General features: G+C 59.3%; 20 protein-coding genes, 1 other RNA gene and 1 pseudogene. 5 read left to right on the top strand and 17 right to left on the bottom strand.

Features of this window, described 5'->3' with window-relative positions:
* Position 1: 1 nt before the first annotated feature.
* Genes murC through rsmH form a run of 10 tightly spaced genes read right to left on the bottom strand, consistent with a single transcriptional unit; the run spans position 2 to position 12,430 of the window.
* Positions 2–1,408 carry a UDP-N-acetylmuramate--L-alanine ligase gene (murC, locus tag AC0TNJ_RS17360; RefSeq protein WP_122000419.1) on the bottom strand — a complete coding sequence of 469 codons (1,407 nt, stop codon included), beginning with the start codon at positions 1,406–1,408 and terminating at the stop codon, positions 2–4.
* On the bottom strand, positions 1,405–2,532 hold the full coding sequence (murG, locus tag AC0TNJ_RS17355; protein WP_473771830.1) for an undecaprenyldiphospho-muramoylpentapeptide beta-N-acetylglucosaminyltransferase: 1,128 nt from the start codon (positions 2,530–2,532) through the stop codon (positions 1,405–1,407). The genes murC and murG overlap by 4 nt, the downstream gene beginning before the upstream one ends.
* A 7-nt stretch (positions 2,533–2,539) precedes the next feature.
* Positions 2,540–3,691 (bottom strand): putative lipid II flippase FtsW, encoded by a 1,152-nt coding sequence (gene ftsW, locus AC0TNJ_RS17350; RefSeq protein WP_122000417.1) that lies wholly within the window; start codon positions 3,689–3,691, stop codon positions 2,540–2,542.
* Positions 3,691–5,094, bottom strand: coding sequence for a UDP-N-acetylmuramoyl-L-alanine--D-glutamate ligase (murD, locus tag AC0TNJ_RS17345; RefSeq protein WP_122000416.1), 1,404 nt, complete (start codon positions 5,092–5,094; stop codon positions 3,691–3,693). The genes ftsW and murD overlap by 1 nt, the downstream gene beginning before the upstream one ends.
* Positions 5,095–5,100: 6 nt before the next feature.
* Positions 5,101–6,183, bottom strand: a complete 1,083-nt coding sequence (mraY, locus tag AC0TNJ_RS17340) for a phospho-N-acetylmuramoyl-pentapeptide-transferase (protein ID WP_122000415.1) — start codon at positions 6,181–6,183, stop codon at positions 5,101–5,103.
* Positions 6,184–6,209: 26 nt separating this feature from the next.
* Entirely contained in the window at positions 6,210–7,640 is a 1,431-nt protein-coding gene (locus tag AC0TNJ_RS17335) for a UDP-N-acetylmuramoylalanyl-D-glutamyl-2,6-diaminopimelate--D-alanyl-D-alanine ligase (protein ID WP_473771829.1), read from the bottom strand.
* A complete protein-coding gene (locus AC0TNJ_RS17330) occupies positions 7,637–9,109 on the bottom strand; it encodes a UDP-N-acetylmuramoyl-L-alanyl-D-glutamate--2,6-diaminopimelate ligase (RefSeq protein ID WP_122000413.1) in 1,473 nt (490 codons plus the stop codon). The genes AC0TNJ_RS17335 and AC0TNJ_RS17330 overlap by 4 nt, the downstream gene beginning before the upstream one ends.
* Before the next feature lie 54 nt (positions 9,110–9,163).
* On the bottom strand, positions 9,164–10,978 hold the full coding sequence (locus AC0TNJ_RS17325) for a peptidoglycan D,D-transpeptidase FtsI family protein (RefSeq protein ID WP_473771828.1): 1,815 nt from the start codon (positions 10,976–10,978) through the stop codon (positions 9,164–9,166).
* Between the two features lie 2 nt (positions 10,979–10,980).
* Positions 10,981–11,382 (bottom strand): cell division protein FtsL, encoded by a 402-nt coding sequence (gene ftsL, locus AC0TNJ_RS17320; RefSeq protein WP_122000411.1) that lies wholly within the window; start codon positions 11,380–11,382, stop codon positions 10,981–10,983.
* 4 nt (positions 11,383–11,386) lie between these two features.
* Positions 11,387–12,430, bottom strand: coding sequence for a 16S rRNA (cytosine(1402)-N(4))-methyltransferase RsmH (rsmH, locus tag AC0TNJ_RS17315; protein WP_473771827.1), 1,044 nt, complete (start codon positions 12,428–12,430; stop codon positions 11,387–11,389).
* A 466-nt stretch (positions 12,431–12,896) separates the two neighbouring features.
* On the opposite strand from rsmH, the gene AC0TNJ_RS17310 reads away from it, so the two are divergent.
* Positions 12,897–14,267 (top strand): Nramp family divalent metal transporter, encoded by a 1,371-nt coding sequence (locus tag AC0TNJ_RS17310; RefSeq protein WP_473769839.1) that lies wholly within the window; start codon positions 12,897–12,899, stop codon positions 14,265–14,267.
* Between the two features lie 49 nt (positions 14,268–14,316).
* Here the strand turns inward: AC0TNJ_RS17310 and AC0TNJ_RS17305 are convergent, their stop codons facing one another.
* The 7 genes and pseudogenes from AC0TNJ_RS17305 to AC0TNJ_RS17275 all read right to left on the bottom strand — a co-directional run bounded on the left by AC0TNJ_RS17305 (position 14,317) and on the right by AC0TNJ_RS17275 (position 19,134).
* A complete protein-coding gene (locus AC0TNJ_RS17305; protein WP_473769608.1) occupies positions 14,317–15,066 on the bottom strand; it encodes an SDR family oxidoreductase in 750 nt (249 codons plus the stop codon).
* Positions 15,067–15,167: 101 nt separating this feature from the next.
* An RNA gene (gene rnpB / locus AC0TNJ_RS17300) (RNase P RNA component class A) lies at positions 15,168–15,595 on the bottom strand.
* 154 nt (positions 15,596–15,749) lie between these two features.
* A complete protein-coding gene (locus AC0TNJ_RS17295; protein ID WP_122002718.1) occupies positions 15,750–16,391 on the bottom strand; it encodes a transglycosylase SLT domain-containing protein in 642 nt (213 codons plus the stop codon).
* A 317-nt stretch (positions 16,392–16,708) separates the two neighbouring features.
* Positions 16,709–17,515 (bottom strand): N-acetylmuramoyl-L-alanine amidase, encoded by an 807-nt coding sequence (locus AC0TNJ_RS17290; protein ID WP_473771826.1) that lies wholly within the window; start codon positions 17,513–17,515, stop codon positions 16,709–16,711.
* A complete protein-coding gene (locus AC0TNJ_RS17285; RefSeq protein ID WP_122002716.1) occupies positions 17,512–18,222 on the bottom strand; it encodes a J domain-containing protein in 711 nt (236 codons plus the stop codon). Before AC0TNJ_RS17285 ends, AC0TNJ_RS17290 begins: the two co-directional genes overlap by 4 nt.
* A gap of 160 nt (positions 18,223–18,382) precedes the next feature.
* A pseudogene (locus AC0TNJ_RS17280) lies at positions 18,383–18,801 on the bottom strand (hypothetical protein).
* Positions 18,802–18,933: 132 nt separating this feature from the next.
* The gene (locus AC0TNJ_RS17275) at positions 18,934–19,134 is read right to left on the bottom strand and encodes a hypothetical protein (protein WP_473769610.1); all 201 of its coding nucleotides are present in this window, start codon (positions 19,132–19,134) and stop codon (positions 18,934–18,936) included.
* 351 nt (positions 19,135–19,485) lie between these two features.
* Here AC0TNJ_RS17275 and AC0TNJ_RS17270 point away from each other — a divergent pair, with 351 nt between their 5' ends.
* From AC0TNJ_RS17270 to AC0TNJ_RS17255, 4 genes are all read left to right on the top strand, one after another.
* Positions 19,486–20,721: a BtaA family protein gene (locus AC0TNJ_RS17270; protein WP_473771825.1), complete on the top strand. Its 1,236-nt coding sequence runs from the start codon at positions 19,486–19,488 to the stop codon at positions 20,719–20,721.
* A 1-nt stretch (position 20,722) separates the two neighbouring features.
* Positions 20,723–21,415 (top strand): class I SAM-dependent methyltransferase, encoded by a 693-nt coding sequence (locus tag AC0TNJ_RS17265; protein WP_473769612.1) that lies wholly within the window; start codon positions 20,723–20,725, stop codon positions 21,413–21,415.
* An 85-nt stretch (positions 21,416–21,500) separates the two neighbouring features.
* A complete protein-coding gene (locus tag AC0TNJ_RS17260; protein ID WP_122002711.1) occupies positions 21,501–22,334 on the top strand; it encodes a glycoside hydrolase family 25 protein in 834 nt (277 codons plus the stop codon).
* A 119-nt stretch (positions 22,335–22,453) separates the two neighbouring features.
* Positions 22,454–23,689 carry a lytic murein transglycosylase gene (locus tag AC0TNJ_RS17255; protein WP_473771824.1) on the top strand — a complete coding sequence of 412 codons (1,236 nt, stop codon included), beginning with the start codon at positions 22,454–22,456 and terminating at the stop codon, positions 23,687–23,689.
* Positions 23,690–23,732: the final 43 nt, after the last annotated feature.

Raw genomic sequence — 23,732 nt, 5'->3', positions numbered from 1 at the left:
CTTACTTCTTGCCCTGTTCAGCCAGTTCTTTCGGCAATGCGTAGGCCCACTGCGTAATGTTGCCTGCGCCGAGGCAGACGACAAAATCACCGGGCTCCGCGATGGAGGCAACCAATGGCGCCAGCGCTTCCGGCCCGCTTGCATAGCGCGCATCGCGATGACCTGCGGTCTTGATGCGCGACACCAGCGCCTCGGAATTGACGCCTTCGATCGGGTCCTCGCCCGCCGTATAGACCGGTGCCACGATGACCGTATCGGCATCGTTGAAACATGCCGCAAACTCGTCGAACAGGCTTGCCAGACGCGTATAGCGGTGCGGCTGCACGATAGCGACCACACGGCCTTTGGCGGCTTCACGCGCTGCTTTCAGGACAGCGCGGATTTCAACCGGGTGATGGCCGTAATCGTCGAATATCTCGACGCCGTTCCACGAGCCCGTATGGGTAAAGCGCCGCTTCACACCGCCGAACGAGCCGAGGCCGCGACGAATATCGTCAGCAGAGATACCCAACTCATGTGCAACGGCAATCGCCGCTGTTGCGTTGGACACGTTGTGCTGCCCCGGCATCGGCAGGCGCAAGTCCTTGATTTCAATCGTCTCGCCCTTGCGGGAACGGATCACGACATCGAACAGGCTCGCAGCACCGTCCATGCGGTGGTTGACGAAACGCACTTCCGCCTGCGGATTCTGGCCGTAAGTGATGATGCGGCGATCCTCAATGCGGCTCACCAGGGCCTGCACTTCCGGATGATCGAGGCACATCACACCAAAACCATAGAACGGCACGTTCTCGACGAACTGGCGGAAAGCGGCGCGCACGGCATCGAAATTGCCGTAGTGATCGAGATGCTCCGGATCGATATTGGTAACCACCGCGATATCAGCGGGAAGCTTCAGGAAAGTGCCATCGCTTTCGTCCGCTTCCACGACCATCCAGTCACCATCACCCATGCGGGCATTGGTGCCATAGGCGTTGATGATGCCGCCGTTGATGACGGTCGGATCGAGATGCCCGGCATCAAGCAAGGCCGCAACCATCGAGGTGGTGGTCGTCTTGCCATGCGTGCCGCCAATCGCGACCGCATGCCGGAAGCGCATCAACTCGGCCAGCATTTCGGCGCGGCGCACGATGGGCAGCAGCTTTTCGCGTGCGGCGACAAGCTCGGGATTGTTCTTCTTGATCGCCGTCGAAACGACGACCACTTCGGCATCGCCAATGTTTTCGGCTTTGTGGCCGACAAAGACCTCAATGCCTTTTTCACGCAGGCGCTGCACATTGGCGCTGTCGGACTGGTCCGAGCCTTGTACCTTGTAGCCCAGATTATGCAGCACTTCGGCAATACCACTCATGCCGATGCCGCCAATTCCGATGAAATGGACAAGCCCGATATTCAGCGGCATTTTCATGGCCGAGTTCCTTCTTTGAATTCCTGAACTGATTTACCCGCTGCAATAGCCTCTGCCAGATCAGCAAGCAACCGCGCAGCATCCGGCTTGCCAACGCTTTTTGCAGCTTTTGCCTGTGCTTCGAGGCGCTGTGGCTCATTCATCGCCGCCTGGAGTATCCCGGCCAGGCGTTCCGGCGACAATTCCGACTGGCGAACAACCTCGCCACCGCCAACGGCCGCAAGCGCTGCCGCATTCGCCGCCTGATCATGATCGAGCGCATGCGGAAACGGCACCAGCATGGCCGGACGACCGATCACCGTAATCTCGGAAACCGTCGAAGCACCCGAGCGCGAAATCACGAACTGGGCATCGGCCATGCGTGCCGGCATATCGTTGAAGAACGGCGCGACATCGGCAGGAATACCAAGCTTCTTGTAAGCATCCCGCACGGCGGCTTCGTCTTCCTTGCGCGCCTGCTGGGTGATAAGCATCCGCGCCCGGACTTCCTCCGGCAGCAAAGCCACGGCAGCGGGAATGGCGGTCGAAAAGAACTGCGCGCCCTGGCTTCCGCCAAAGACCAGCAGGCGAAAACGCTCATCCGCCTTGACCGGCTTGTAGGGTGTTCCGGCCGCGGCCAGAACAGGTGGGCGCACCGGATTGCCGGTCGCGACTATCTTGTCGGCATGGGCGCCGCCGGTTTCGGACAGGAAGCCACCGGCAATTGCTTTCACGCGCCCTGCAAGCCCTTTATTGGCACGGCCCATGACTGCGTTCTGCTCATGCACCAGGGTCGGAATATTCATGTTGCTCGCAGCATAGAGCGGCGGCAGTGTCGGATAGCCGCCAAAACCCGCAACGAGTTTCGGTTTCAGCCGACGAAACAGTTTGCGGGAATCGAGATTGCCTTGCCACAGCGACCAGAAAGTCTTCAGAAGCGCTATCGGGTTGCGACCGGCAATCGTCGCCGACCGGATAGCATGAACATGGTCTTCCGCGAACGCGCCTGCGAAACGCTGCGCGCGCGCATCGGTCGCCAGATGAACATCCCAACCGCGCGCCTTCAGTTCATGTGCCAGCGCTTCCGCCGGAAACAAGTGGCCGCCCGTTCCCCCGGCGGCCAATACGATTACGCCTTTCCCCATATTCCCCTCACAAAGCCGGAATGCGTTCGCCGATATGGCCGACCGTATGGGTCATGCGCGCTTCCGGACGGCGGCGTGTCAGGGCCAGAAGGATGCCCATCGTGATGGCGATGGCGATGAGCGAGGATCCGCCATAGGAAATGAACGGCAGGGTCATGCCCTTGGCAGGCATGAGATGCAGGTTCACTGCCATGTTGATGATCGACTGGAAGCCGAACAGGATGACAATCCCCGAAACGGCCAGACGCGTAAACGCATCGCGCTCACGCAGTGCAATCGAAAGACCGCGCACAACGATGAACGCAAACAGCAGCATGATGATCATGCACAGGATGATGCCGTATTCTTCCGCCGCAACCGAGAAAATGAAGTCGGTATGGCTGTCCGGGATGATGCGCTTGACAGTGCCTTCACCCGGCCCCTGCCCGAACCAGCCGCCGCGCAGGATTGCTTCGCGACCGGCATCGACCTGAAACGTATCGCCCTCGCCCGTCATGAAGCGATTGACACGACCGGCAACGTGATCCAACGTCAAATAGGCCCCGATCGCACCCACGACACCGAGGCCGCCCAGAACAACGATCCAATACATCGGCAGCCCGGCAAGGAAAAACATCGCACCCCATGTGCCTGCCGTCAGCATTGTCTGGCCGAAATCCGGCTGAAGCACCAGAAGACCAGCCGTAACGGCAAACAGCACTATGGCAAGAAAATAACCCGGCATGTCCCCGCCGCGTTCGCGCTCCGAAAACAGCCAGGCGCAAACCACCACGAAAGCCGGCTTCATGAACTCCGACGGCTGGATGGAGATACCTGCCAGATTGACCCAGCGCCGCGCACCCTTCACCTCAATGCCGAAAAACAGCGCGGCAACCATCAATAGAAGAGCAATGCCCAGCAGGATCAGGGCAAACCGCCTGATCTGGCGCGGCGAGAAAAACGATACGCCGATCATGACGGCGACCGCCGGAAGCATGAAGAAAATCTGGCGCTCGACGAAATGAAAACTGTCCAGCCCGATGCGCGACGCCACAGCGGGGCTTGCGGCGAATGACAGCAGAATGCCAAGCCCCATCAGGGCCAGACATGCGGCGAGGAAGAAGCGGTCTATTGTCCACCACCAATTGGCGACAGGACCGCGATCGACACGGCTTACCATCAGCTTTTTCCTCCTATCGGCTCAACACCCGGAAGCGCCAGAACGGCGCTGCGGAATGCATCGCCGCGTTTTTCAAAATTCTGGAACTGGTCGAAGCTCGCGCAGGCAGGCGACAGCAGCACGACCGGCTCCGGAGCAGCATCGTTGCCCGCATCGCGGGCGGCATGTTCGACAGCAACGGCGAGCGTGTCGGAAATCTCGAACGGCGCGGCATCGCCCAGCGTCGCCGCAAACTGCGCCGCGGCTTCACCGATCAGATAGGCCTTGGCAATCCGCGGAAAGAACCCTGCCAGCGAAGCGATCCCGCCAGCCTTCGGCACGCCGCCTGCAATCCAGTAGATGTTCTGCGGGAAAGACGACAATGCCGGGGCAGTCGCTTCCGCATTGGTCGCCTTGGAATCATTGACGAACAGGACTTTCCCGCGATGCCCGACCTGCTCCATGCGATGAGCAAGGCCCGGAAAACTCTTCAATCCGGCATGGATTTCTTCAAGGCTCAGGCCCACGGACAGGCAAGCGGCAATTGCTGCAAGGGCATTCTGCGCATTATGCGCGCCGCGCAGCGAGCCGATACCGTCCAGAGAAGCGATTTCATCGACTTCACCATCCTGCGCCCAGAGCAGTTTCGCACCGTCGGCAAAATAGCCTTTGCCAAGACGCTTTTCCTTGGAAATCCGCACGACATGCACGCCGTCACGATAAAGCCGGTCGGCAATGGCTTCGCAATATTGGTCGTCGACGCCGACAATCGCCGTGTCGCTTGCCGCCACCAGCCGTTCCTTGATTGCCGCATAGTTTTCCATGGAGCCATGACGGTCGAGATGGTCCGGCGTCAGATTGAGCAGGATGCCCGCCGTCGGGTTCAGCGACGGTGCAAGATCGATCTGGTAGGACGAGCACTCAACCACATAGAAACGATTTGCCTGCGGCGGTTCCAGCGTCAGAATTGCCGTGCCGATATTGCCGCCAAGCTGCATATCCCGGCCTGAAGCCTTGATGATATGGGCGATCAAGGCGGTCGTCGTCGATTTGCCGTTGGTGCCTGTAATGGCGATGAACGGGCAATCGGGAGCAATGTGGTTGCGCTCGCGAACGAACAACTCCACGTCGCCGATGATTTCAACCCCGGCTGCATGAGCCAGATCCACGGTCCAGTGCGGCTTTGGATGCGTCAGCGGAACGCCGGGCGAAAGCACGAAAGCCGCAAATTGCGACCAGTCGGCCTGCCGCAGATCGCCTGTGGCAATGCCCGCGCTCTGGGCGCGGGCAACGCTGTCGGGATTGTCGTCCCAGGCAATGATCTTAGCTCCGCCGCCAAGAATGGCCTTGGCTGTCGCAATGCCCGACCCGCCCAGTCCGAAAAGGGCGACTGTCTTGTCCTTGAGGGCGGTGATCGGGATCATGGCATTTTACCGCAGCTTGAGAGTGGAAAGGCCGATCATCGCGAGGATGATCGCAACGATCCAGAACCGGATCACGACCTGGCTCTCGGTCCAGCCCTTCTTTTCGAAATGGTGGTGGATCGGCGCCATCAGGAAGACGCGCTTGCCGGTCAGCTTGAAAGAACCGACCTGAATGATGACGGAAAGCGCTTCCATGACGAACAGACCGCCGATGATGGCGAGAACGATTTCGTGCTTCGTCGCAACCGCAACAGTGCCAAGCATGCCGCCCAGCGCCAGCGAACCCGTATCGCCCATGAAGATAGCGGCAGGCGGCGCATTGAACCACAGGAAGCCGAGGCCAGCGCCGATGACCGCGCCGAGGACGACGGCAAGCTCACCCGTGCCGGGCACGAAATGGATCTGCAGATAATCGGCGAAGATCGCGTTACCCGAAAGATAGGCGATGAAGCCGAAGGAGGCTGCGGCCACCATGACCGGCACGATTGCAAGCCCGTCGAGACCGTCGGTCAGGTTCACGGCATTGCCTGCGCCAACCATGACGAAGGCAGCAAACGGAATGAAGAACCAGCTCAGATTGATCACGAACTGCTTGGCAAACGGGAATGTCAGCGAGGACGAGAACGGCTCCTGCCCTGCCCGCATGATGATGAAAGCGGCGGCGGCGGCGATCAGGAATTCAATGCCAAGACGCGCCTTGCCCGAAAAGCCCTTGTCGGACTGCTTCGTCACCTTCAGATAATCGTCATAAAAGCCGATTGCGCCGAAACCCACAGTGACCAGCAGAACCACCCAGACATAGACGCTGGAGAGATTGGCCCAGAGCAGGCACGACACGAGGATGCCGGTCATGATCATGAGACCGCCCATGGTCGGCGTGCCGGCTTTCTTGAAATGGGTCTGCGGACCGTCAGCGCGGATCGGCTGGCCCTTCCCCTGACGCACCCGCAGCGAATTGATGATCGCCGGGCCGAACAGGAACACGATCAGCGCCGATGTGATCATCGCGCCGCCGGTGCGGAAGGTAATGTAGCGGAACACATTGAGCGGTGTCATATGTTCGGCGAAGAAGGTGAGAAACATCAACATGTAGAGAAAAATCCCTCAAATACCGCTTATTCCGCGGGTTCCACCGGCGGAAACTGGGCAATCAACGCCTTGACGATTTTGGAAAAGCCGATCCCCTTCGACGATTTCACCATGATGACATCGCCCGGACGGACCGCCTTGATCACCAGCGGCAACAATTCGTCGGTGCTTTGCCTGTACTCGGTATGAATTTCAACCGGCAAGGCATTTTTGAGCGCGGACATGTCCGGTCCACCGATAAAAAGCGCATTCACTTCCGCATCCACGATAGGCCGCGCCAGATCGGCGTGAAGCTTGCCCGATTGACGTCCAAGCTCCAGCATATCGCCCAGCACCGCGATGCGACGGCCACGGGAACCTTCCGGCGTCGCCGAATGCAGCAGCGACAGGGCTGCGCGCATCGAGGTCGGGTTGGCGTTGTAGCTTTCGTCGATCAGCGTGAAGGTTCCTTCGGGATGCTGAAGCACATGACGCGCGCCGCGACCGCCTTCGGCAGAAAGTGTGGCCATTGCCATCATCACCTTGGCAATATCCGCACCGACCAGATCGGCAGCGCCGAGGACGGCGAGCATGTTCTGAACGATATGGCGACCCGGCATGCCGACCTTGACCGCAGCTTCATGCGTGCCAGCCTTCACCGTCATGCAGGAACAGGTAGGATGCAGCTTCACTTCACGCAGGCGATAATCGGAACGGGCATTCTCGCCGAAAGTGACGATATGCTCGACGCCTGCCTTTTCAGCCAGTTCTTCCAGCTGCTTGAAGCGCTTGTCGTCGCGGTTGAGAAGCGCATAACCGCCCGGCACGATGCCTTCGAAAATCTCTGCCTTGGCGACGGCAATTTCTTCCAGATTGGCGAAATGACCAAGATGCGCGGGAGCGATCAGCGTAATCAGCGCCACATGCGGGCGCACCATCTTCACCAGCGGGCGGATTTCGTCATGATGGTTCATGCCGATTTCAAAGACGCCGTAATCCGTATCGGCAGGCATGCGCGCAAGGGTTAGCGGCACGCCCCAGTGATTGTTGAACGACGCCACCGAAGCATGAACCTTGCCCACTTCCGAAAGCACGTGGCGCAAGGCTTCCTTGGTTGTCGTCTTGCCGACCGAACCCGTCACCGCGATGATCTGCGCCTTCGAGCGTGCGCGTGAAGCAATGCCAAGCTTGGTCAGGGCCTCAAGCACGTCCTCGACCACGATCATCGGCACCTTGGAATTGCCGAAAGCGGGCAGACGGTGTTCCGCAACCACGATCAGACCGGCACCGGCAGCCATGGCAGCGGTGACGAAATCATGTCCGTCGAACTGTTCGCCCTTGATAGCAAAAAAAGCCTCGCCCGGCTTCAGCGAGCGGCTGTCGATTGAGATGCCGGTGATGCCAGCAGGAAGGTTGCCAAACGGCCTTCCTTCCATGGCTTCGACCATATCATCGGATTTCCAGAGCCAGTCACTCATTCCGAGCGCTCCTCAAGACGGGCAGCCAGCGCTGCCGCAACTTCCGCATGATCCGAGAACGGCAATGTAATGTTGCCGACGATCTGCCCTTCCTCGTGTCCCTTGCCTGCAACCACCAGCGTATCGCCCGGCTGCATCATCGACACGGCGGTAAAGATTGCCTCCCGGCGATCACCGATTTCGGTAGCACCCGGCGCTGCTGCCATGATTTCGGCGCGAATCTGGGCCGGAACTTCCGAACGCGGATTGTCGTCGGTGACGATGGCCACATCGGCCAGTCGCGAGGCGATTTCGCCCATGATCGGGCGCTTGCCCTTGTCGCGGTCGCCGCCGCAGCCGAACACCACGATGACCCGGCCCGTCGTGAACGGCCGCACCGAAGTCAGCACATTTTCCAGTGCTTCCGGCTTATGGGCGTAATCGACATAGGCTGGGGCACCATCTTCCGTCGCACCAACCAGATCAAGCCGTCCCGGTGCACCTTTCAGGAGCGCCAAGGCACGCATCGCAGCCGCAGCCGGAACGCCGGTAACCATGGCAAGTCCTGCTGCCACCAGCGCATTCGCCACCTGAAAATCTCCGGCGAGCGGCAGTTCGATCTCGAAAATATCGTCGCCGATGCGCACTTCGACATGCTGGCGGAAACGCTCATGCTCCACGCGCTTGAGGGCAATGAAATTGCCTTTGCGTCCGACTGTCTTCACGTCGCATCCGGCAAGCGTCGCCGCTTCGATGGCCTGTGCCGAAAAATGATCGTCGGCATAGATGATGGCTGGCGCGCCCTTCGGCAACAGCGTGCTGAAGAGACGCATCTTCGCGCCCAGATATTCCTCGATGGTCGCGTGATAATCCATATGGTCGCGACCGAGATTGGTGAAGGCACCGGCAGCAAGCTTGACGCCGTCCAGACGACGCTGGTCGAGACCGTGAGACGAAGCTTCCATCGCCGCATGGGTGACGCCTTCATCGGCAAGTTCGGCCAGCACGCGATGCAGTTCCACCGGGTCGGGCGTGGTCAGCGAATTATAGTCGCTGCGGGTCGGCGAAAAGACGCCGGTCGTGCCAATATTCGCTGCCGGAAAACCGGCATAGGCCCAGATCTGGCGGGTAAAGGATGCAACGGAAGTCTTGCCGCTAGTGCCTGTCACGGCAACCATGACCTGTGGCTGCTTGCCATAGAACTGCGCCGCGGCAACTGCCAGCGCAAGGCGCGGGTCATCGACATGAAGGACCGGCACACCCGCATTGGCGATGACCGTGTCCTTGCCCGCGACTATGGCGCTGGCGCCACGCTTGATGGCATCGGCAGCGAAGGCCGCACCATCGGCTTTCACACCCTTCAAGGCTGCGAAAAGAAAACCGCGTTCCACCTTGCGGGAGTCCGACGTGACGCCGGTGATCTCCACCTCGCCGGCATTGCCGGAGGCCAGTTCCTTGAAAAGAGCGATTTCCTTCAGTTTCATGGTCATACCAAATCCAGATTCAGTTGTGCGCGTAACGCTGCAAAGGCTGTTTTATGCGAATCAGTCGTATTCGTTGGAAACCATTGCTGGCGGCACATCCTGTTGAAAATCAGGCTTGCCGCTTAAATTGCTAACCATTGCTGGCTGGGCTTCGAGCTGGAAATCGGGCTTCACACCGAGGAACGAAGCGGACCGGCGGATGATCTCCGAAACCATCGGCGCTGCGTTGAGACCGGCGGTTGCGCTGAACTTGCCCTCTTCCGGCTTCGGTTCGTCGATGATGGTCAGCACGACATAGGTCGGGTCATCCATCGGAAATGACGCCAGAAAAGCATTGAAGCGCACATCCTTGGAATAGCGGCCATGCACCACCTTTTCCGCCGTGCCGGTCTTGCCGCCGACGCGGTAGCCCGGAACCGTGGCGCGCTTGCCCGAGCCGCCCTGGGCGGTCGCATTCAGGCGATAGAGGTAGCGCATATCCGCAGAAACCTGTGGATGGATGATCTGCTTGGCCACTCGATCGGCCTCGGCCTGCGTGCGCGTCAGGAATGTCGGCGGCATCAGCTTGCCGCCGTTCATCAGCGCCGCAGCGCCAACCGCCGTCTGCAACGGCGTCGTCATCATGCCGTGACCGAACGAAATGGTCATCGAATGCACCTTCTTCCACACACGCGGCTCGACAGGGCGCGCCACTTCGGGCAGCTCCGTCTGCAAGCGGTCGAGAAGGCCGATCTTTTTCAGGAAGGCGCGGTGACCTTCAATGCCGACGGCATCGGCCTCGCGGCCCGAACCGATATTGGACGAGAAGATGAAGACTTCCGGCAGCGTCAGCACACGGCCCTTGCCGTGGAAGTCGCGGATCGTCTGACGGCCAAACACCAGCGGACGCGACGCATCAAGACGCGAGTTCAGGTTGAACTTGCCGGAATCGAGCGCCATCGCCGTGGTAAAGCTCTTGATGGTCGAGCCCATTTCATAGGTGCCTGCCGACATGCGGTTGAGGCGATCCTTGTCCAGCGCATGGACCGGATTGTTCGGATCGAAATCCGGCACCGATGCCATGGCGATCACTTCGCCGGTCTTGACGTTCAGCACAACGGCACCGGCGGCAATCGCCCGGTAGCGTTCCATGGCCTTGACCAGCACGTCGCGCATGATGTGCTGCACGCGAATATCGATCGACAGGCGCACCGGCTCCAGCGACTGGCCGGTCGCAAGGCCGACGGAACGCAGGTCGGTCAGGCCCTGGCTGTCGATATATTTCTCCATGCCGGCAATGCCCTGATTGTCGACATTGACAAGACCGAGGATGTGCGACGCAGTCGGGCCGCCGGGATAGAAGCGGCGCTTTTCCGTGCGGAAGCCGATGCCCGGCACGCCGAGCGCCATGATCTGGCTCTGCTGTCTCGGGGTCAAGCCGCGCTTGACCCAGACAAAGCCCGCACCGCTTTTCAGGCGCTTGTATGTCGCTTCCCAATCGAGGTCCGGCAGCACGGTGGACAGCATTTCGATGGTTTCGTCGGGATCGACGATCTTGCGCGGCTCGGCATAGAGCGAGGCCGTCTTGATGTCGGTCGCCAGAATTTCGCCGTTGCGGTCGAGGATATCCGGGCGCGATGCGAGCTGCTGGACAGCCGGTCCTGCATTATCCTCGTTTTCGCCGCCGATGACACCGAAATAGACGAGCTTTCCGCCAATGACGCCGTAGATGCCGACAAAACAGGCAATGGCCATCCAGAGGCGATTGCGCGCGCGGTTGCCGTGCTTCTTGCGCGAGCCGACAAACGCCATGTTGCCGGCCGGCTTTTCATCGCCAACCGGCTCAACACCGTCACCTGCCTGCATGTTCTTTTTTCTGAAAGGTCTCAGCCGCATGATCAGTGCTTCGCCCCGCTTTTCTTGACGCTGCCGGTCGTGATGGCATCCTTGTCGAGCACGCCGCTTGCGAGCAGTTCGTCGCTGCCGGAGATGATCTTCTGGATATCGTCGACCGGGCGCTCCGGAATTTCATTGACGCTCAGCACAAGCTGTTCCGCTTCGATCGGCTGGAGATTGAGTTCCTTTTCGTAGACACCGACGAGGCTCTGCAAGCGGCCAGGCTGGTTCATCAATGCCCAGTCGGCGCGCAGGAGCGTGATCGTGTCCTTCTCGGAATCGATCTGCCGCTTCAGCTTGGCGATGACTGCGATCTGCTTTTCCGCGTCATATTTGATCGTGTAGGTGACGGTCGCCGCCACCAGCATCGCCGCTATCATGATGATGTCGAAAGTACGCAGCACTCGTTCAACTCCGGGCCAGTTCGTTCGTCTCGGGCAGTTTGGGCAGTCCGAAAAGCGAAAGATCGTCTTCCAGTGGCGGATTTTCCGTCCTGATTCCTGCGCGCAGCTTCGCCGAGCGCGCACGCGGATTGCGTTCTTCTTCCTCAGCCGTCGGGCCGACAGCGCCCTTGACCGCAGGCGTGAAGCTCGGCAGGCGGACATGCGTTTCCGGCAAATGGCGCGATCCGGCGCTGCCGCCCGCGCGGTCCGCGAAGTAGCGTTTCACCATGCGGTCTTCCAGCGAATGGAACGTCACGACAACCAGCCGTCCTCCCGGCTTCAGGATACGTTCGGCAGCAAGCAGTGCCCGCGCCAGTTCGCCCAGTTCATCGTTCACATAGACGCGCAACGCCTGAAATACGCGCGTCGCGGGATGAATGCGATCCTTTGGATTGCGGCCCACCAGCGTTTCGATGGCATTGGCAAGATCGAGCGTGCGCGTGAAAGGCTGCGCCGTGCGGCGCTTGTCGATCATGCGCGCGATGCGGCCCGCATGACGTTCCTCGCCAAGAAAATTGAAGATGCGGGCAAGATCACCGGTCTTGAGACGGTTGACCACATCGGCAGCACTTGGACCCTTTTTCGACATGCGCATGTCGAGCGGGCCGTCCTTCTGGAAGGAAAAGCCGCGCTCGGCCTCATCGATCTGCATCGATGACACGCCAATATCGAGCACTACGCCGTCCACCTTGCTGCCTGCTCCCTTAACCTTTGAAACCGCTTCATCCAGAGCAGAGAACCGGGACTCGACCAGATTGAGCCTGCCCGGAAACTGCTTTTCCATCGCCCGCCCCGCTTCGATTGCGGTCGGATCGCGGTCAATCGCGATCACGTTCGCTCCCGCTTCGAGTATGCGGCGCGTATAACCACCGGCGCCGAATGTCCCATCGACGATCACGGCACCAGTTGCAGGCTTCAGGGCATCGATCACTTCGGCAATCAGCACCGGAACGTGACGGACTTCAGCCCCACCGGCTTGAGAATTGTCTCCGCCGAGGCTTGCCATCATTCCGATCCTTTCCCGGGTACGCGGCCCGTTATCTAAAGCGCGCTGCGCTTGAGAGCATTTTCCCGCTTTCGGGAGACATGCCTGAGTGTTGCCTTTGGATTCCGCCCATTTGCCGTCGACTTGAGGGCATGACGGATTCGTTCGTCAGTTATCGGATATTAAGCTTAATGAAGCGTTATCCTTTGGAGGGAGTAAGGGAGTAAGGGAGTAAGGGAGTAAGGGAGTAAGGGAGTAAGGGAGTAAGGGAGTAAGGGAAGAGGACCATTATTTTAAAGCATGGCAAATATTTTTCTTGCCACGCCCATCCGGGGCACGCACCCTATTCCCCTATTCCCCTATTCCCCTATTCCCCTATTCCCCTATTCCCCTATTCCCCTATTCCCCTATTCCCGGTTGACGTCTCTCCGTCCTTGTCGTATTTAATGCAAATGGTTTGCAACTGCATTAAATTATCAAGGCATTTATGATGGCTCCATATGGGGAAAATTCGTCCGGCGGTGGCGAAATTACATTCGAAGGCTGGCGCCGTGATCGCGGCGAGGCATCCATGTCCGATGTCCACCGGTCAATCAGGGTCAATCGTTCTGGCTCGAAGTTCCGTCGCGCGTTGTCCTTCTTCGGCCCCGGCTATCTGGTAGCCGTCGGCTATATGGACCCCGGCAACTGGGCCACCTCGCTCGCTGGCGGCTCCCGTTTCGGTTACACGCTGCTATCCGTTGTTCTGCTGTCCAATCTGATGGCCGTGTTGCTGCAAGCCCTGTGCGCCCGTCTTGCGGTCGCGACGGGGCGCGATCTGGCGCAGGCCTGCCGCGATGCCTATCCGCGCTTTCTCGCGTGGCCGCTGTGGCTTCTGGCCGAACTTGCAATCTGTGCCACCGACCTTGCTGAAGTCATCGGCACGGCAATCGGCCTCAACCTGCTGTTCGGCATTCCACTTGAAATCGGTGTCATCATCACAGCCGCCGACGTGCTGCTGGTCCTTTATCTCCAGAACAAGGGATTCCGCCGCGTCGAGGCGCTGATCATAACGCTTCTCGGCGTGATCGCGCTCTGCTTCCTCATTCAGATTTTGATGGCGCAGCCGCAATGGGGCGAGGTCATCAGAGGCTTTGCGCCTACCACCGAAATAATCCGCAACCCGGACATGCTCTATATTGCGCTTGGCATCATCGGCGCGACAGTCATGCCGCATAATCTCTATCTGCATTCGGGCATCATCCAGACACGCGATTACGGCCATACCACGCCTGAAAAGCGCGAAGCGATCCGCTTTGCGACGTGGGATTCCACGATTGCCCTGACTTTCGCGCTTCTGGTCAATGCGTCGATCCTGATCCTGGCGGCTGCGAGTTTCAACGCCACGGGAAATACAACTGTCGAAGATCTGGACAAGGCACACGCCCTGCTGAACCCCCTGCTTGGGTCGGCTCTCGCACCAACGCTTTTCGCCATTGCGCTTCTGTGCTGCGGCCTCAACTCGACCATCACCGCAACCATGGCCGGACAGATCGTCATGGAAGGCTTCATCGATATTCGCCTGAAGCCTTGGCTGCGCCGTGCAATCACCCGCTTCGTGGCCATCGTTCCGGCTGCTGTGGTGACGGTCATGTACGGCTCTCGGGGAACAACCGAACTGCTTATCCTGTCTCAGGTCGTGTTGAGCCTGCAACTGCCCTTTGCGGTCATTCCGCTCGTCATATTCACGGCGGAGAAAAAGAAGATGGGATCGCTGGTCGCGCCGCGCTGGGTAACGCTGCTTGCCGCCATCACCGCCGCAATCATCGTCGTTTTGAACATGAAGCTGATTTACGACTTCCTGACCGGCGTGCCCATCTAAGGCCGAAGCACTTCAAAAGGGCGGCTTCCATTGCGAAGCCGCCCTTTCTTTACTTCACAGCGGCATTGCCGCCATCGGCATAAAGTGCTGAACCCGCGACGAAACTCGACATGGGTCCCGCCAGAAACAGCGCGGCCTGCGCGATTTCCTCCGGCTGCGCAATCCGCTTCAGCGCATGCAGCCCAGCCGCCCATTCCTTCTGCTTTTCGTCTCCACCCATCGGCGTATCGACGCCGCCCGGCAAAAGCGCATTTGCCCTTATGCCACGCGCGCCATAATCGGCGGTTATGCCTTTCACCAGCCCCATGAGAGCGGCTTTCGAGGTTCCGTAAACCGACATGCCAGGGATGCCGACGCTGGTGCCGACAAATGTGGAAGTGAAAACAATCGATCCGCCGCCTCTTTCGAGCATCAATGGGATTTGCGATCTGGCGCCCAGAAACGCCGAGGTCAGGTTTCCTGACAGGACCGTTTGCCAATCGGCGGGCGCAATTTCGGCCAACGGCGCGATGGGACCGACCGTTCCGGCATTGTTGATTGCGATATCCAGCCCGCCGAATTTATCCTTCGCTGCCGCCGCCAGCGCCGCGTGGGTCTGTGCGTCCGACACGTCGCCTGCAACACAATGCGCCTGTCCGCCAAAGGCCGCGATCTCTTCCGCAACGCGCTCAAGACCCGCAAGTCCCCGCGCGTTCAGCACGAGCGACGCGCCTTCCCTTGCGAAGAGCAATGCGGCCGCACGTCCTATCCCGGACGATGCGCCGGTAATGATTGCAACCTTGTCTTTCAAGCTGGTCATAGTGAACCTCCATGATTTCGTGGAGATCCCGATTAGAGGCGCGGTCGCAACGCAACTATCCGTTTCTTGCGCTGGAATATGGAAACCGCCTCTTGAGAAAAAATGTCAGCCGGTCTGTAAGCCGGGTTCTGTATGGCCGGGCTTGCGCCCGACGTGGCAGCCATTCATCTGGGACGGATGTCGCCACCCGCCTCGTGCAACCCACCCGGACGGCTGATCCGGAAACCGATTGCCGGCCCTTGCGAGCCGACGCGCCGTCCCTATTCGGTTTTGCTCCCGATGGGGTTTACCGTGCCGCCTGCATTGCTGCAGACGCGGTGGGCTCTTACCCCACCCTTTCACCCTTACCCCGTCACCCCTGCCGTTACGTCACGCAACGGTACGGAAGACGGGGCGGTCTGCTTTCTGTGGCACTATCCCTGGGGTCGCCCCCGCCGGGCGTTACCCGGCATCGTGTTTCCATGGAGCCCGGACTTTCCTCACCTGCGGCCTTTCGGCATATGACAGGCGCGGCTGCCCGACCGACTGACAGCGCGCATATAGCAACGATAGCGAAACAGTGAAACCGGATTCCGGAAAAAATATACATACGGTCAAAACAGAAAAGCCGACAGCGTCTCCGCCGTCGGCTTCCCGTTCACGTCAGACGGCCTGTACGCTACGCGGCCGCTGGCGTAAATTTGTTAGAGCGCGCGCATATAGGCCTTGACCGAGCTGCAATACTTCGCAGAGGTCGGGTTCATGCGCGTTGCGCCGTGGCCGGCATTGTATTTCAGGATCGTGCCGCAGGTGCTTCCGCCGCCGAGCTTCTGCGCCATGGCAAGATACTTCATGCCGAACTGGATGTTCGTGGATGGCTCGTAGAGGCCCTTGGCGGAACCTGTGTAACCGAGGCTGCGTGCGGTCGAGAGCTTGATCTGCATCAGACCGATTTCACCGGCCTTGCCGCGCACATTCGGCTGAAAATTGCTTTCGTGACGCACAACCGCATGGGCAAGCGCGGAAGGCACGCCATAGGTCGATGCATAACGGTTGATGATGGTGGAATAGGCGCCGCCCTTGGCGCTGCGGGCGGTCGTGTCTTTCGACTGCGAACGCTTGCTGGTGGAACCCTTCATGGTCGGGGCCGCACGGCGGCTGACGACCGATGCCTTCTTGGGCGCTGTGGTTGGCTTTTCCGCCTGGGCAGTCTTGTTCTGCTGGCGTGCCTTGAGGAGAGCTGCGAGGTTGGTCGGTTCGGTTGATGGGGCACTCAGCGCCGGATTCAGGCCAAACGAACTCATCGCGCCGACAAGGGCGCTAACAACAACAAATTTAATTTTCATAACCTACCGTCTTGGAACGTTTCTTTTGTCAGACCGCCTGTCTTGGGGGAGACGATCCTGTTTTTGATCCCGCCCGATATAGCCGTGTCAGGCCTGTGACCGCTGGGATTGCCGAATGAATTGGCGGGCAAATGCAGCTGAAGATTGGTTGCAAAAGTAAAATAGTCTTACAGGTTGCAACATTAGCGATTCATGCACGACCACAGCGAACCGCCATCGCAATCCCTCTGCGACGGGACTGGATCGGTCTATTTTTATGAAAACATTACAGAAATATGAAATACCGCCCCATGGAGGAACAGGACGATCGCGTGGCGTCAGGCGGTAACATTTTGCAGGGAAAAAATCAGCCTGTAGAGGGTATCTATGGTAGAAACATCGGCCACACCGTCCACATTCTGTGGCCGAAAATGGCGCTGGAAGGCCTTAATCACGATCTCCGTGTCCTCATCGAAGACACCTGTGATGGCAATTCCGTAGCCGCAAAGTGCGAGCATGGACTGCAAGGCCTCGACCGGCTGGCCCTGTTCTCCGCGTGCCAGAAAGCGCCCGCCCCGGATCGGCGTCGGCTCGATATAATGGCCGATGCCTGCCTCATGAAGCCGTTTCCACGGAAAATTATGGCCGGGATCGGTCTTGCGCGCCGGAGCAATGTCCGAATGGGCCAGCACGTTCTCCGGCTTGATGGCATGGCGCTCGCATAGATCGCGGCAAAGGCGGATGACCGCCTCGATCTGCGCATCCTTGAATGGCGGATAATCTTCCAGATTGCCCGGATTGACGATTTCGATGCCGATGGAAGCCGAATTGATGTCCGTTTCGCCCTTCCAGAAGCTCTTGCCTGCATGCCAGGCCCGCGCCTTTTCCGATACCATCTGCACGATCCGCCCGTCTTCATGGACGAGATAATGCGCGGAAACTTCCATCTCGGGCGACTTCAGAACCTGCACCGCCTCTTCGGCGGTTGCCAGACCTGTATAGTGGAGGATCAGAAAGGCGGGCACCTTGCCGTCGCGGCGAGGACCGAAATTGGGCGACGGGTCCAGCGTTGCCCCGGCGAAATCGGGCTGGACAAGCGCCAACTCCTCCAACAATTCGCTCTCGATTTCGCGCGCGCCGCTCATGCAGCCTCCAGATTCTTCTCGATACTCGCCCAGGCGGCGTTTATCGCCGCAAGACGCCTGTTGGCAATGGTTATGAATTCGAGCGGCAAGCCTTCCGCCACCAGCCGGTCCGGGTGATGCTCCTTGACCAGCGCGCGATAACGCTTGCGGGCCATTTCGAAGGAAACGCCGCGCTCCAGTCCCAGAATAGCGTAGGGATCGTCAGCGCCGCGCTGGACATGCCTGATCGCAATGCGGTCGAAAGCAACCTCATCGTAGCCGAAAATATCCGCCACGCCTGCAAGAAAGGCCATTTCCTTTTCGTGCACATAGCCATCGGCGGTGGCGATATGGAAAAGCCCGTCGAGGATGTCTTCCAGCAAATGGCAGTCGGTCTGCCCTTCGCTGCACAATCCTGCAAGCTGACGCGCATAGGTTTCGTAGCCCGCGACATCCTGCTTGGCGAGATCGTAGAGCCGCGCGACATGCGCCGTCTCTTCCTTCGGCACGGCAAATATGTCCTGAAAGGCGCGGATTTCATCCTGGGTAACGACCCCGTCGGCCTTGGCCATCTTGGCGGAAAGCGCGATCATCGCGATGGAGAATGCCACCCGGCGGCGCGTGTCGGCATCGCCTTCAAAAACGGTGCGCACGGCTTCGATAACGCCAGTAATGGCATTCGACGCCACGGACGTGACAAACTCACCAATGCGAACCCAAATCGACATGGGACTTTTCTATAGAATTCCAAATGAACTGAAAACCGCCCGCACGAGCGAAAGTCGAAAAAACAAATATTTAGAAAGAATACCGCGCCACAGGCTTGGAGCCTGAATCAAAAAGCGGCGGGCCGCGGCGAAAATGGTGATTTCGGAACAGGCTCTCACATTATTGCTGGGGCTCGCGCTCATTGAAAGAGCGCTGTGCGACAGCAGCCGCAGCCTCCCCTGCCGCCTGTGCCTGCTCATCCGTCTGCCCTACGGACTGAGCCGCTGCAACCGCGTTTGCGCGCGCCCGTTCGATGGCAGCGGCCTTTTCTTCCGGCGTTACCACGCCTGAACTCTCGCGAAGCGACTTGACCAGATCGGGACCTTTTTCCGTGCCTGTGCTTTCTGCCGGTTTCGCAGGCTGCGATATGGCAGCGGCGCCCTGTTCGCCGCCATTGGTCGTAGCAGCGGTCTCGTCACTCCCCTTGCCGCAGGCGGCAAGCGCAACAAGAACAATCGCAGAGATGAAAAACAGAAAGTTACGGTTCATGACAAAAGCCATAACCGAACCGAGCCTGCGTTGAAACACGGAAAACGCAGAGTGTGCGTCTTTTCCCACTATGGTTGCCTTAACGCTCATGTCAAATCCGAACCGGCCGAAGCCGTCAAGCACGAATGGCGATCCGACACCGGATCGCCACCCGCCTGCAAAGCAGTCACAACTTCGCACCCTTAGTTGGAAGGTGCGGTCCCTGTACCCGGCGTCGATGGTGCCGGCGTGGTCGGGGCTGGCGTCGTGTCATTATTCGAAGGCGCTGGCGCTGTCGGCGCGGATGGTGCAGGCGCGTTGGTCGTGTCGTCTTTCTTGTCGTTGCAAGCTGCAAGACCGAGAAGCGATACGGCGGCAACAGAAGCAATCAGAAACTTCTTCACTTAGGCTCTCCTTCCTAGGTTAGGCTCTTGGCCTGGTTTCAGGCATCACTGGCAAGCTTGCCAAACGCCTCTCTGTTCTCCGTGCGTGGCCGGTTTGCCGGCCAATCACCTTTACGGTCGCTTATCGACACAGAAGTCCTGTCGAGTCGGACCTTCACACGGAAAAACGGCAACAGCGCGAAAAAGTTCTCTCAAATAGTCTTACCGAACGTAATAAAGCGATAGTATTACAGAGCTGTAGCCCAATTTCCCCTCTTTATAAGCCCGCAATTATTTCGTCACGCGCCTGTCATTGGACGATGTTTAACTTCGCAAAACCGAAGCCGGGATTCGTGTTCAGGGGAACTCTTGATGACTGACAGTGCAGCAGGCGGCACAATTCTCAAACGTGCTGTGACACAAAACAACGCTCTTTCGCGCGCAGGCTTTTCCGAAAGATTGTTCGCCTGGCTGTTCAAGGGGCTGGTCTATCCGCAAATCTGGGAAGACCCGGAAGTCGATATGGCCGCGCTCGCCATCGAGCCGGGCCACCGCATCGTCACCATCGCTTCGGGCGGGTGCAACGCCATGTCCTATCTGACCGCCGATCCGGCACGCGTCGAGGCGGTGGATCTCAATCGTGCGCATGTCGCGTTCAACCGGCTTAAGCTCGCTGCCGTCAAAAACCTGCCCGATTACAACGCTTTCTACCGCTTCTACGGCAAGGCCGACGACAAGACCAATCTTGCCGCCTACAAGCGCTTCATCCGCCCGCATCTCGACAGCGAAAGTCGCGCCTATTGGGAAAAGCGCAAATGGAACGGCCGCCAGCGCATTTCCATTTTCTGGCGCGACCTCTATCGCCACGGCTTGCTCGGCGTCTTCATCGGCATGGGGCACCGCGTGGCGCGGCTCTATGGGATCGATCCGCGCGACATCTTGAAGGCGCGCACGATGGAAGAGCAGCGCAGCTTCTTCGACACAGCGCTGGCGCCGCTTTTTGAAAAACGCATGGTGCGATGGGCGACAGCCCGCAAATCCTCCCTGTTCGGGCTCGGCATACCGCCACAGCAATATGACGCCCTTGCCACCGCCGGAAATGGCGACATGGCGCTTGTTCTGCGCAGCCGCCTTGAAAAACTCGCCTGCGGCTTTCCCCTCGCCGATAATTATTTCGCCTGGCAGGCCTTCGGGCGCGGCTATGGCGGCGATGAAGAGACCGGGCCGCTTCCGCCTTATCTATCGCGCGGCAATTTCGAAACGGTGCGCGCCCGCGCAGATCGCATGACGGTGCAAAACGCGAGCTATACCGACTTTCTCGCGGCCAAGCCCGCCGCTTCCGTCGACCGCTATATTCTGCTCGACGCGCAGGACTGGATGAATGACGAGCAGCTCAACGCGCTGTGGAGCGAAATCACCCGCACGGCCGCGCCCAATGCCCGCGTCATCTTCCGCACCGCCGCCGAACCGAGCCTGCTTCCCGGACGGGTGGCGCCAGAGATACTGGGGCGCTGGGCATATCAGGCGGACGAGTCCCGCGCCCTGCATGAGCGGGACCGCTCGTCGATTTATGGCGGCTTCCACCTCTATATCTTGAAGGACGCCTGACATGCTGCGTAGCCCATGGAGCGTTCAGGGTATCGACCACGCCAACCTCATGGATCGGGTCTACCGCCGTCAGCGGCACTTTTACGATGCCACCCGCAAATATTACCTTCTGGGCCGCGATCCGATGGTCGCGGGGCTGGCCGTTCCCGAAAACGGCACGGTTCTGGAGATTGGCTGCGGCACAGGCCGCAATCTGGTGAAAGCTGCCGAACATTATCCAGACGCCAAACTGTTCGGCATCGATATTTCCGCCGAAATGCTGGATACGGCCCGCCGGGCTGCGGAGCGCGCCGGTATCGAAAGCCGCGTCCGGCTTGAGCGTGCCGATGCCGCGCAATTCGATCCCGAGCGATTGTTCGGGCAATCGGGCTTTGACCGGATTTTCATTTCCTATGCCGTGTCGATGATCCCGCAATGGCAGTCGGTCATCCGTGAAAGCATCCGGCACCTCAATGCAGGCGGCGAACTGCATATCGTCGATTTTGGCGATCAGGCCCGCCTGCCGCGCTGGTTTGGAAAAGCGCTGTTCAAATGGCTGGAATGGTTTCATGTCACGCCGCGCAGCGACCTGTTTGCGGTTTGCGAACAGCTCGCCCAGGAGCGCAGCGCCACCGTTGAAAAGCGCATTCTGTATCGCGGTTTTGCCTGGATAGCGGTCATTCGTTCGGCAATGCCGACCGCTCCAATAGATTAGCGGCAAACTTGCCCGCCAGACTGGTGACGTCCGGCTCCGGATCGCGTAACCGTTAGAGGACTGATTCGCGACACGGAACCACTCTATGAACCGTCTGGCCTGCTGCAGCATTCTCGCCCTCGGCGCTTTGTTCCTTTCCGCCTGCACGACGGTGGACTACGACTTTTCCGACGTAAAGAAATCAGGTGGTTCGGTCGCCCGGATTCCACCGCCATCGGGCTCCGTGAAGGCACCGCGTTTCGGTGATCGCGACCCGCATGACTGGACTGGCAAGACGCCGTGGCACTATCCGATCCACGGCACGGACGTTTCCAAATACCAGACCAATATTGACTGGAGCGCTGTTCGCGCCAGTGGCATTTCCTTTGCCTTCATCAAGGCGACTGAAGGCGGCGACCGCGTCGATGACCGGTTTCAGGAACACTGGAACGGCGCCCGTCAGGCAGGCATCGCACGCAGTGCCTATCACTTCTATTATTTCTGCCGCCCGGCCATCGAGCAGGCGCGCTGGTATATTCAGAACGTGCCGCGTGACCCCGGCGCGCTTCCACCCGTTCTCGACATGGAATGGAACCCGCAATCGCCGACCTGCAAGCTGCGCCCCAACGCGGCTGTCGTGCGCAAGGAAATGCGCATCTTCCTGCAAGCACTGGAAAAGCATTACGGCAAGCGCCCGATCATCTACACGACGGTCGATTTCTTCGATGACAACGACCTGCGGCAGATGGCGGATTATCCGTTCTGGCTGCGCTCCGTTGCCGGTCATCCGGACGAGAAATATGGTCCGCATCCGTGGACGTTCTGGCAATATACCGGCACCGGCTCCATTCCCGGCATCAAGGGCGACGCAGACATCAATGTCTTCGCTGGCGATGCCAACACGTGGAAAAAGTGGCTGGAAAGCAACAAGGTCCGCTAACACGGCCCGGTTTGGCAGTTCACACGAAGTTTTGCTTCATTTCCGAGGCTTGTTGGGGCAATAGCAAAACAATCCTCGGAAGGGAGCCGCCTGCTCCCGATCATTAGTGTGAGTTACCAATGAAGTTTTTTGCTTCAGTTATCGCAGCCGCCCTGCTCGCGTCGACAACCATGTCCAGTGCACAGGCCGCTGCTTCTGCCGCGCCTGCGGCAACGCCAACCGAAAACGCCGTCAACCTTCCAAAGCCCGAATGCGAAATCGACTACGGCCAGTGGATGGACAATCTGACCAAGGAAGCCCGCGACGCCGGTGTCGGCGAAAAGGGCATCGCCGAACTGCACAAGGCCATGCTTGAGCAGAAAGTGCTCGACCGCGACCGCAAGCAGACTGTTTTCAACCTGACCTTCACCGAGTTCTCCAAGCGCCTCATCTCGGAAGCGCGCCTGAAGAAGGGCCGTGACAATCTGGTCAAATATGCCGATGTCTTCAAGAAGGTTGAGGACACCTATGGCGTTCCGGGGCCCGTGCTTGCCGCCTTCTGGGGTCTTGAAACCGATTACGGCGCGATCCAGGGCGATTTCGATACGCTCAACGCACTTGTCACCCTTTCCTATGACTGCCGCCGCCCGGACCTGTTCCGCCCGCAGCTGATCGCCCTTCTCAAGCTTTTCGATCAGGGTGTCGTCGATGCGGCGACCACCGGCGCATGGGCTGGCGAAATCGGCATGATGCAGCTTCTGCCGAAGGATTATCTTGAGCGCGGCGTCGATGGCGACGGCGATGGCAAGGTCGATCTGAAGAACAGCGTTCCCGATGCCATGATGACTGCCGGTCGCATGATCTCGGAACTCGGTTGGAAACGCGGCCAGCCCTGGCTTGAGGAAGTTCGTCTCACCAAGGACCTGCCTTGGGAAGAAGCGATCCGCACCAACCGCAAGCCGCATTCCTGGTGGGCTGAACAGGGCGTGACCGGGCTCAACGGTCCGCTCGGAGCGGATGATGGCGATGCGTCGCTTCTGCTGCCGCTTGGCCGCAAGGGACCGGCTTTCCTGTCCTATCCGAACTTCGACGTGTTCGTGGAATGGAACAAATCCATCGTCTACGCCACGACGGCTGCCTATTTCGCGACCCGTCTGGCAGGCGCACCTGCCTTCGATCCGGGCAATCCGGCTCCCGGCCTGACGCAGGATCAGTTGAAGGAACTCCAGACCAAGCTTCAGGCGCGGGGTTATGAAATGGGCAAGATCGATGGCGTCTTCGGCGTCGCCACACGCGATGCCGTGCGCGCCGAACAGATGCGCCTTGGAATGCCTGCCGATTCATGGCCGACGCCGGAATTGCTCGAAAAGCTTTAAGCTCGCAAAGGCGCAGTTTTCAAAAAATCTGCGCCTTTTCCTT

The organism is Ochrobactrum sp. PL_is483 (assembly GCF_055816855.1).
This window is presented reverse-complemented; position numbering and strand designations above follow the sequence as displayed.

Coding starts and splice junctions, on each gene's coding strand:
- murC (WP_122000419.1), bottom strand. CDS start 1,408: ATGAAAATGCCGCTGAATATCGGGCTTGTCCATTTCATCGGAATTGGC.
- murG (WP_473771830.1), bottom strand. CDS start 2,532: ATGGGGAAAGGCGTAATCGTATTGGCCGCCGGGGGAACGGGCGGCCAC.
- ftsW (WP_122000417.1), bottom strand. CDS start 3,691: ATGGTAAGCCGTGTCGATCGCGGTCCTGTCGCCAATTGGTGGTGGACA.
- murD (WP_122000416.1), bottom strand. CDS start 5,094: ATGATCCCGATCACCGCCCTCAAGGACAAGACAGTCGCCCTTTTCGGA.
- mraY (WP_122000415.1), bottom strand. CDS start 6,183: ATGTTGATGTTTCTCACCTTCTTCGCCGAACATATGACACCGCTCAAT.
- AC0TNJ_RS17335 (WP_473771829.1), bottom strand. CDS start 7,640: ATGAGTGACTGGCTCTGGAAATCCGATGATATGGTCGAAGCCATGGAA.
- AC0TNJ_RS17330 (WP_122000413.1), bottom strand. CDS start 9,109: ATGACCATGAAACTGAAGGAAATCGCTCTTTTCAAGGAACTGGCCTCC.
- AC0TNJ_RS17325 (WP_473771828.1), bottom strand. CDS start 10,978: ATGCGGCTGAGACCTTTCAGAAAAAAGAACATGCAGGCAGGTGACGGT.
- rsmH (WP_473771827.1), bottom strand. CDS start 12,430: ATGATGGCAAGCCTCGGCGGAGACAATTCTCAAGCCGGTGGGGCTGAA.
- AC0TNJ_RS17310 (WP_473769839.1), top strand. CDS start 12,897: ATGGCTCCATATGGGGAAAATTCGTCCGGCGGTGGCGAAATTACATTC.
- AC0TNJ_RS17305 (WP_473769608.1), bottom strand. CDS start 15,066: ATGACCAGCTTGAAAGACAAGGTTGCAATCATTACCGGCGCATCGTCC.
- AC0TNJ_RS17295 (WP_122002718.1), bottom strand. CDS start 16,391: ATGAAAATTAAATTTGTTGTTGTTAGCGCCCTTGTCGGCGCGATGAGT.
- AC0TNJ_RS17290 (WP_473771826.1), bottom strand. CDS start 17,515: ATGAGCGGCGCGCGCGAAATCGAGAGCGAATTGTTGGAGGAGTTGGCG.
- AC0TNJ_RS17285 (WP_122002716.1), bottom strand. CDS start 18,222: ATGTCGATTTGGGTTCGCATTGGTGAGTTTGTCACGTCCGTGGCGTCG.
- AC0TNJ_RS17270 (WP_473771825.1), top strand. CDS start 19,486: ATGACTGACAGTGCAGCAGGCGGCACAATTCTCAAACGTGCTGTGACA.
- AC0TNJ_RS17265 (WP_473769612.1), top strand. CDS start 20,723: ATGCTGCGTAGCCCATGGAGCGTTCAGGGTATCGACCACGCCAACCTC.
- AC0TNJ_RS17260 (WP_122002711.1), top strand. CDS start 21,501: ATGAACCGTCTGGCCTGCTGCAGCATTCTCGCCCTCGGCGCTTTGTTC.
- AC0TNJ_RS17255 (WP_473771824.1), top strand. CDS start 22,454: ATGAAGTTTTTTGCTTCAGTTATCGCAGCCGCCCTGCTCGCGTCGACA.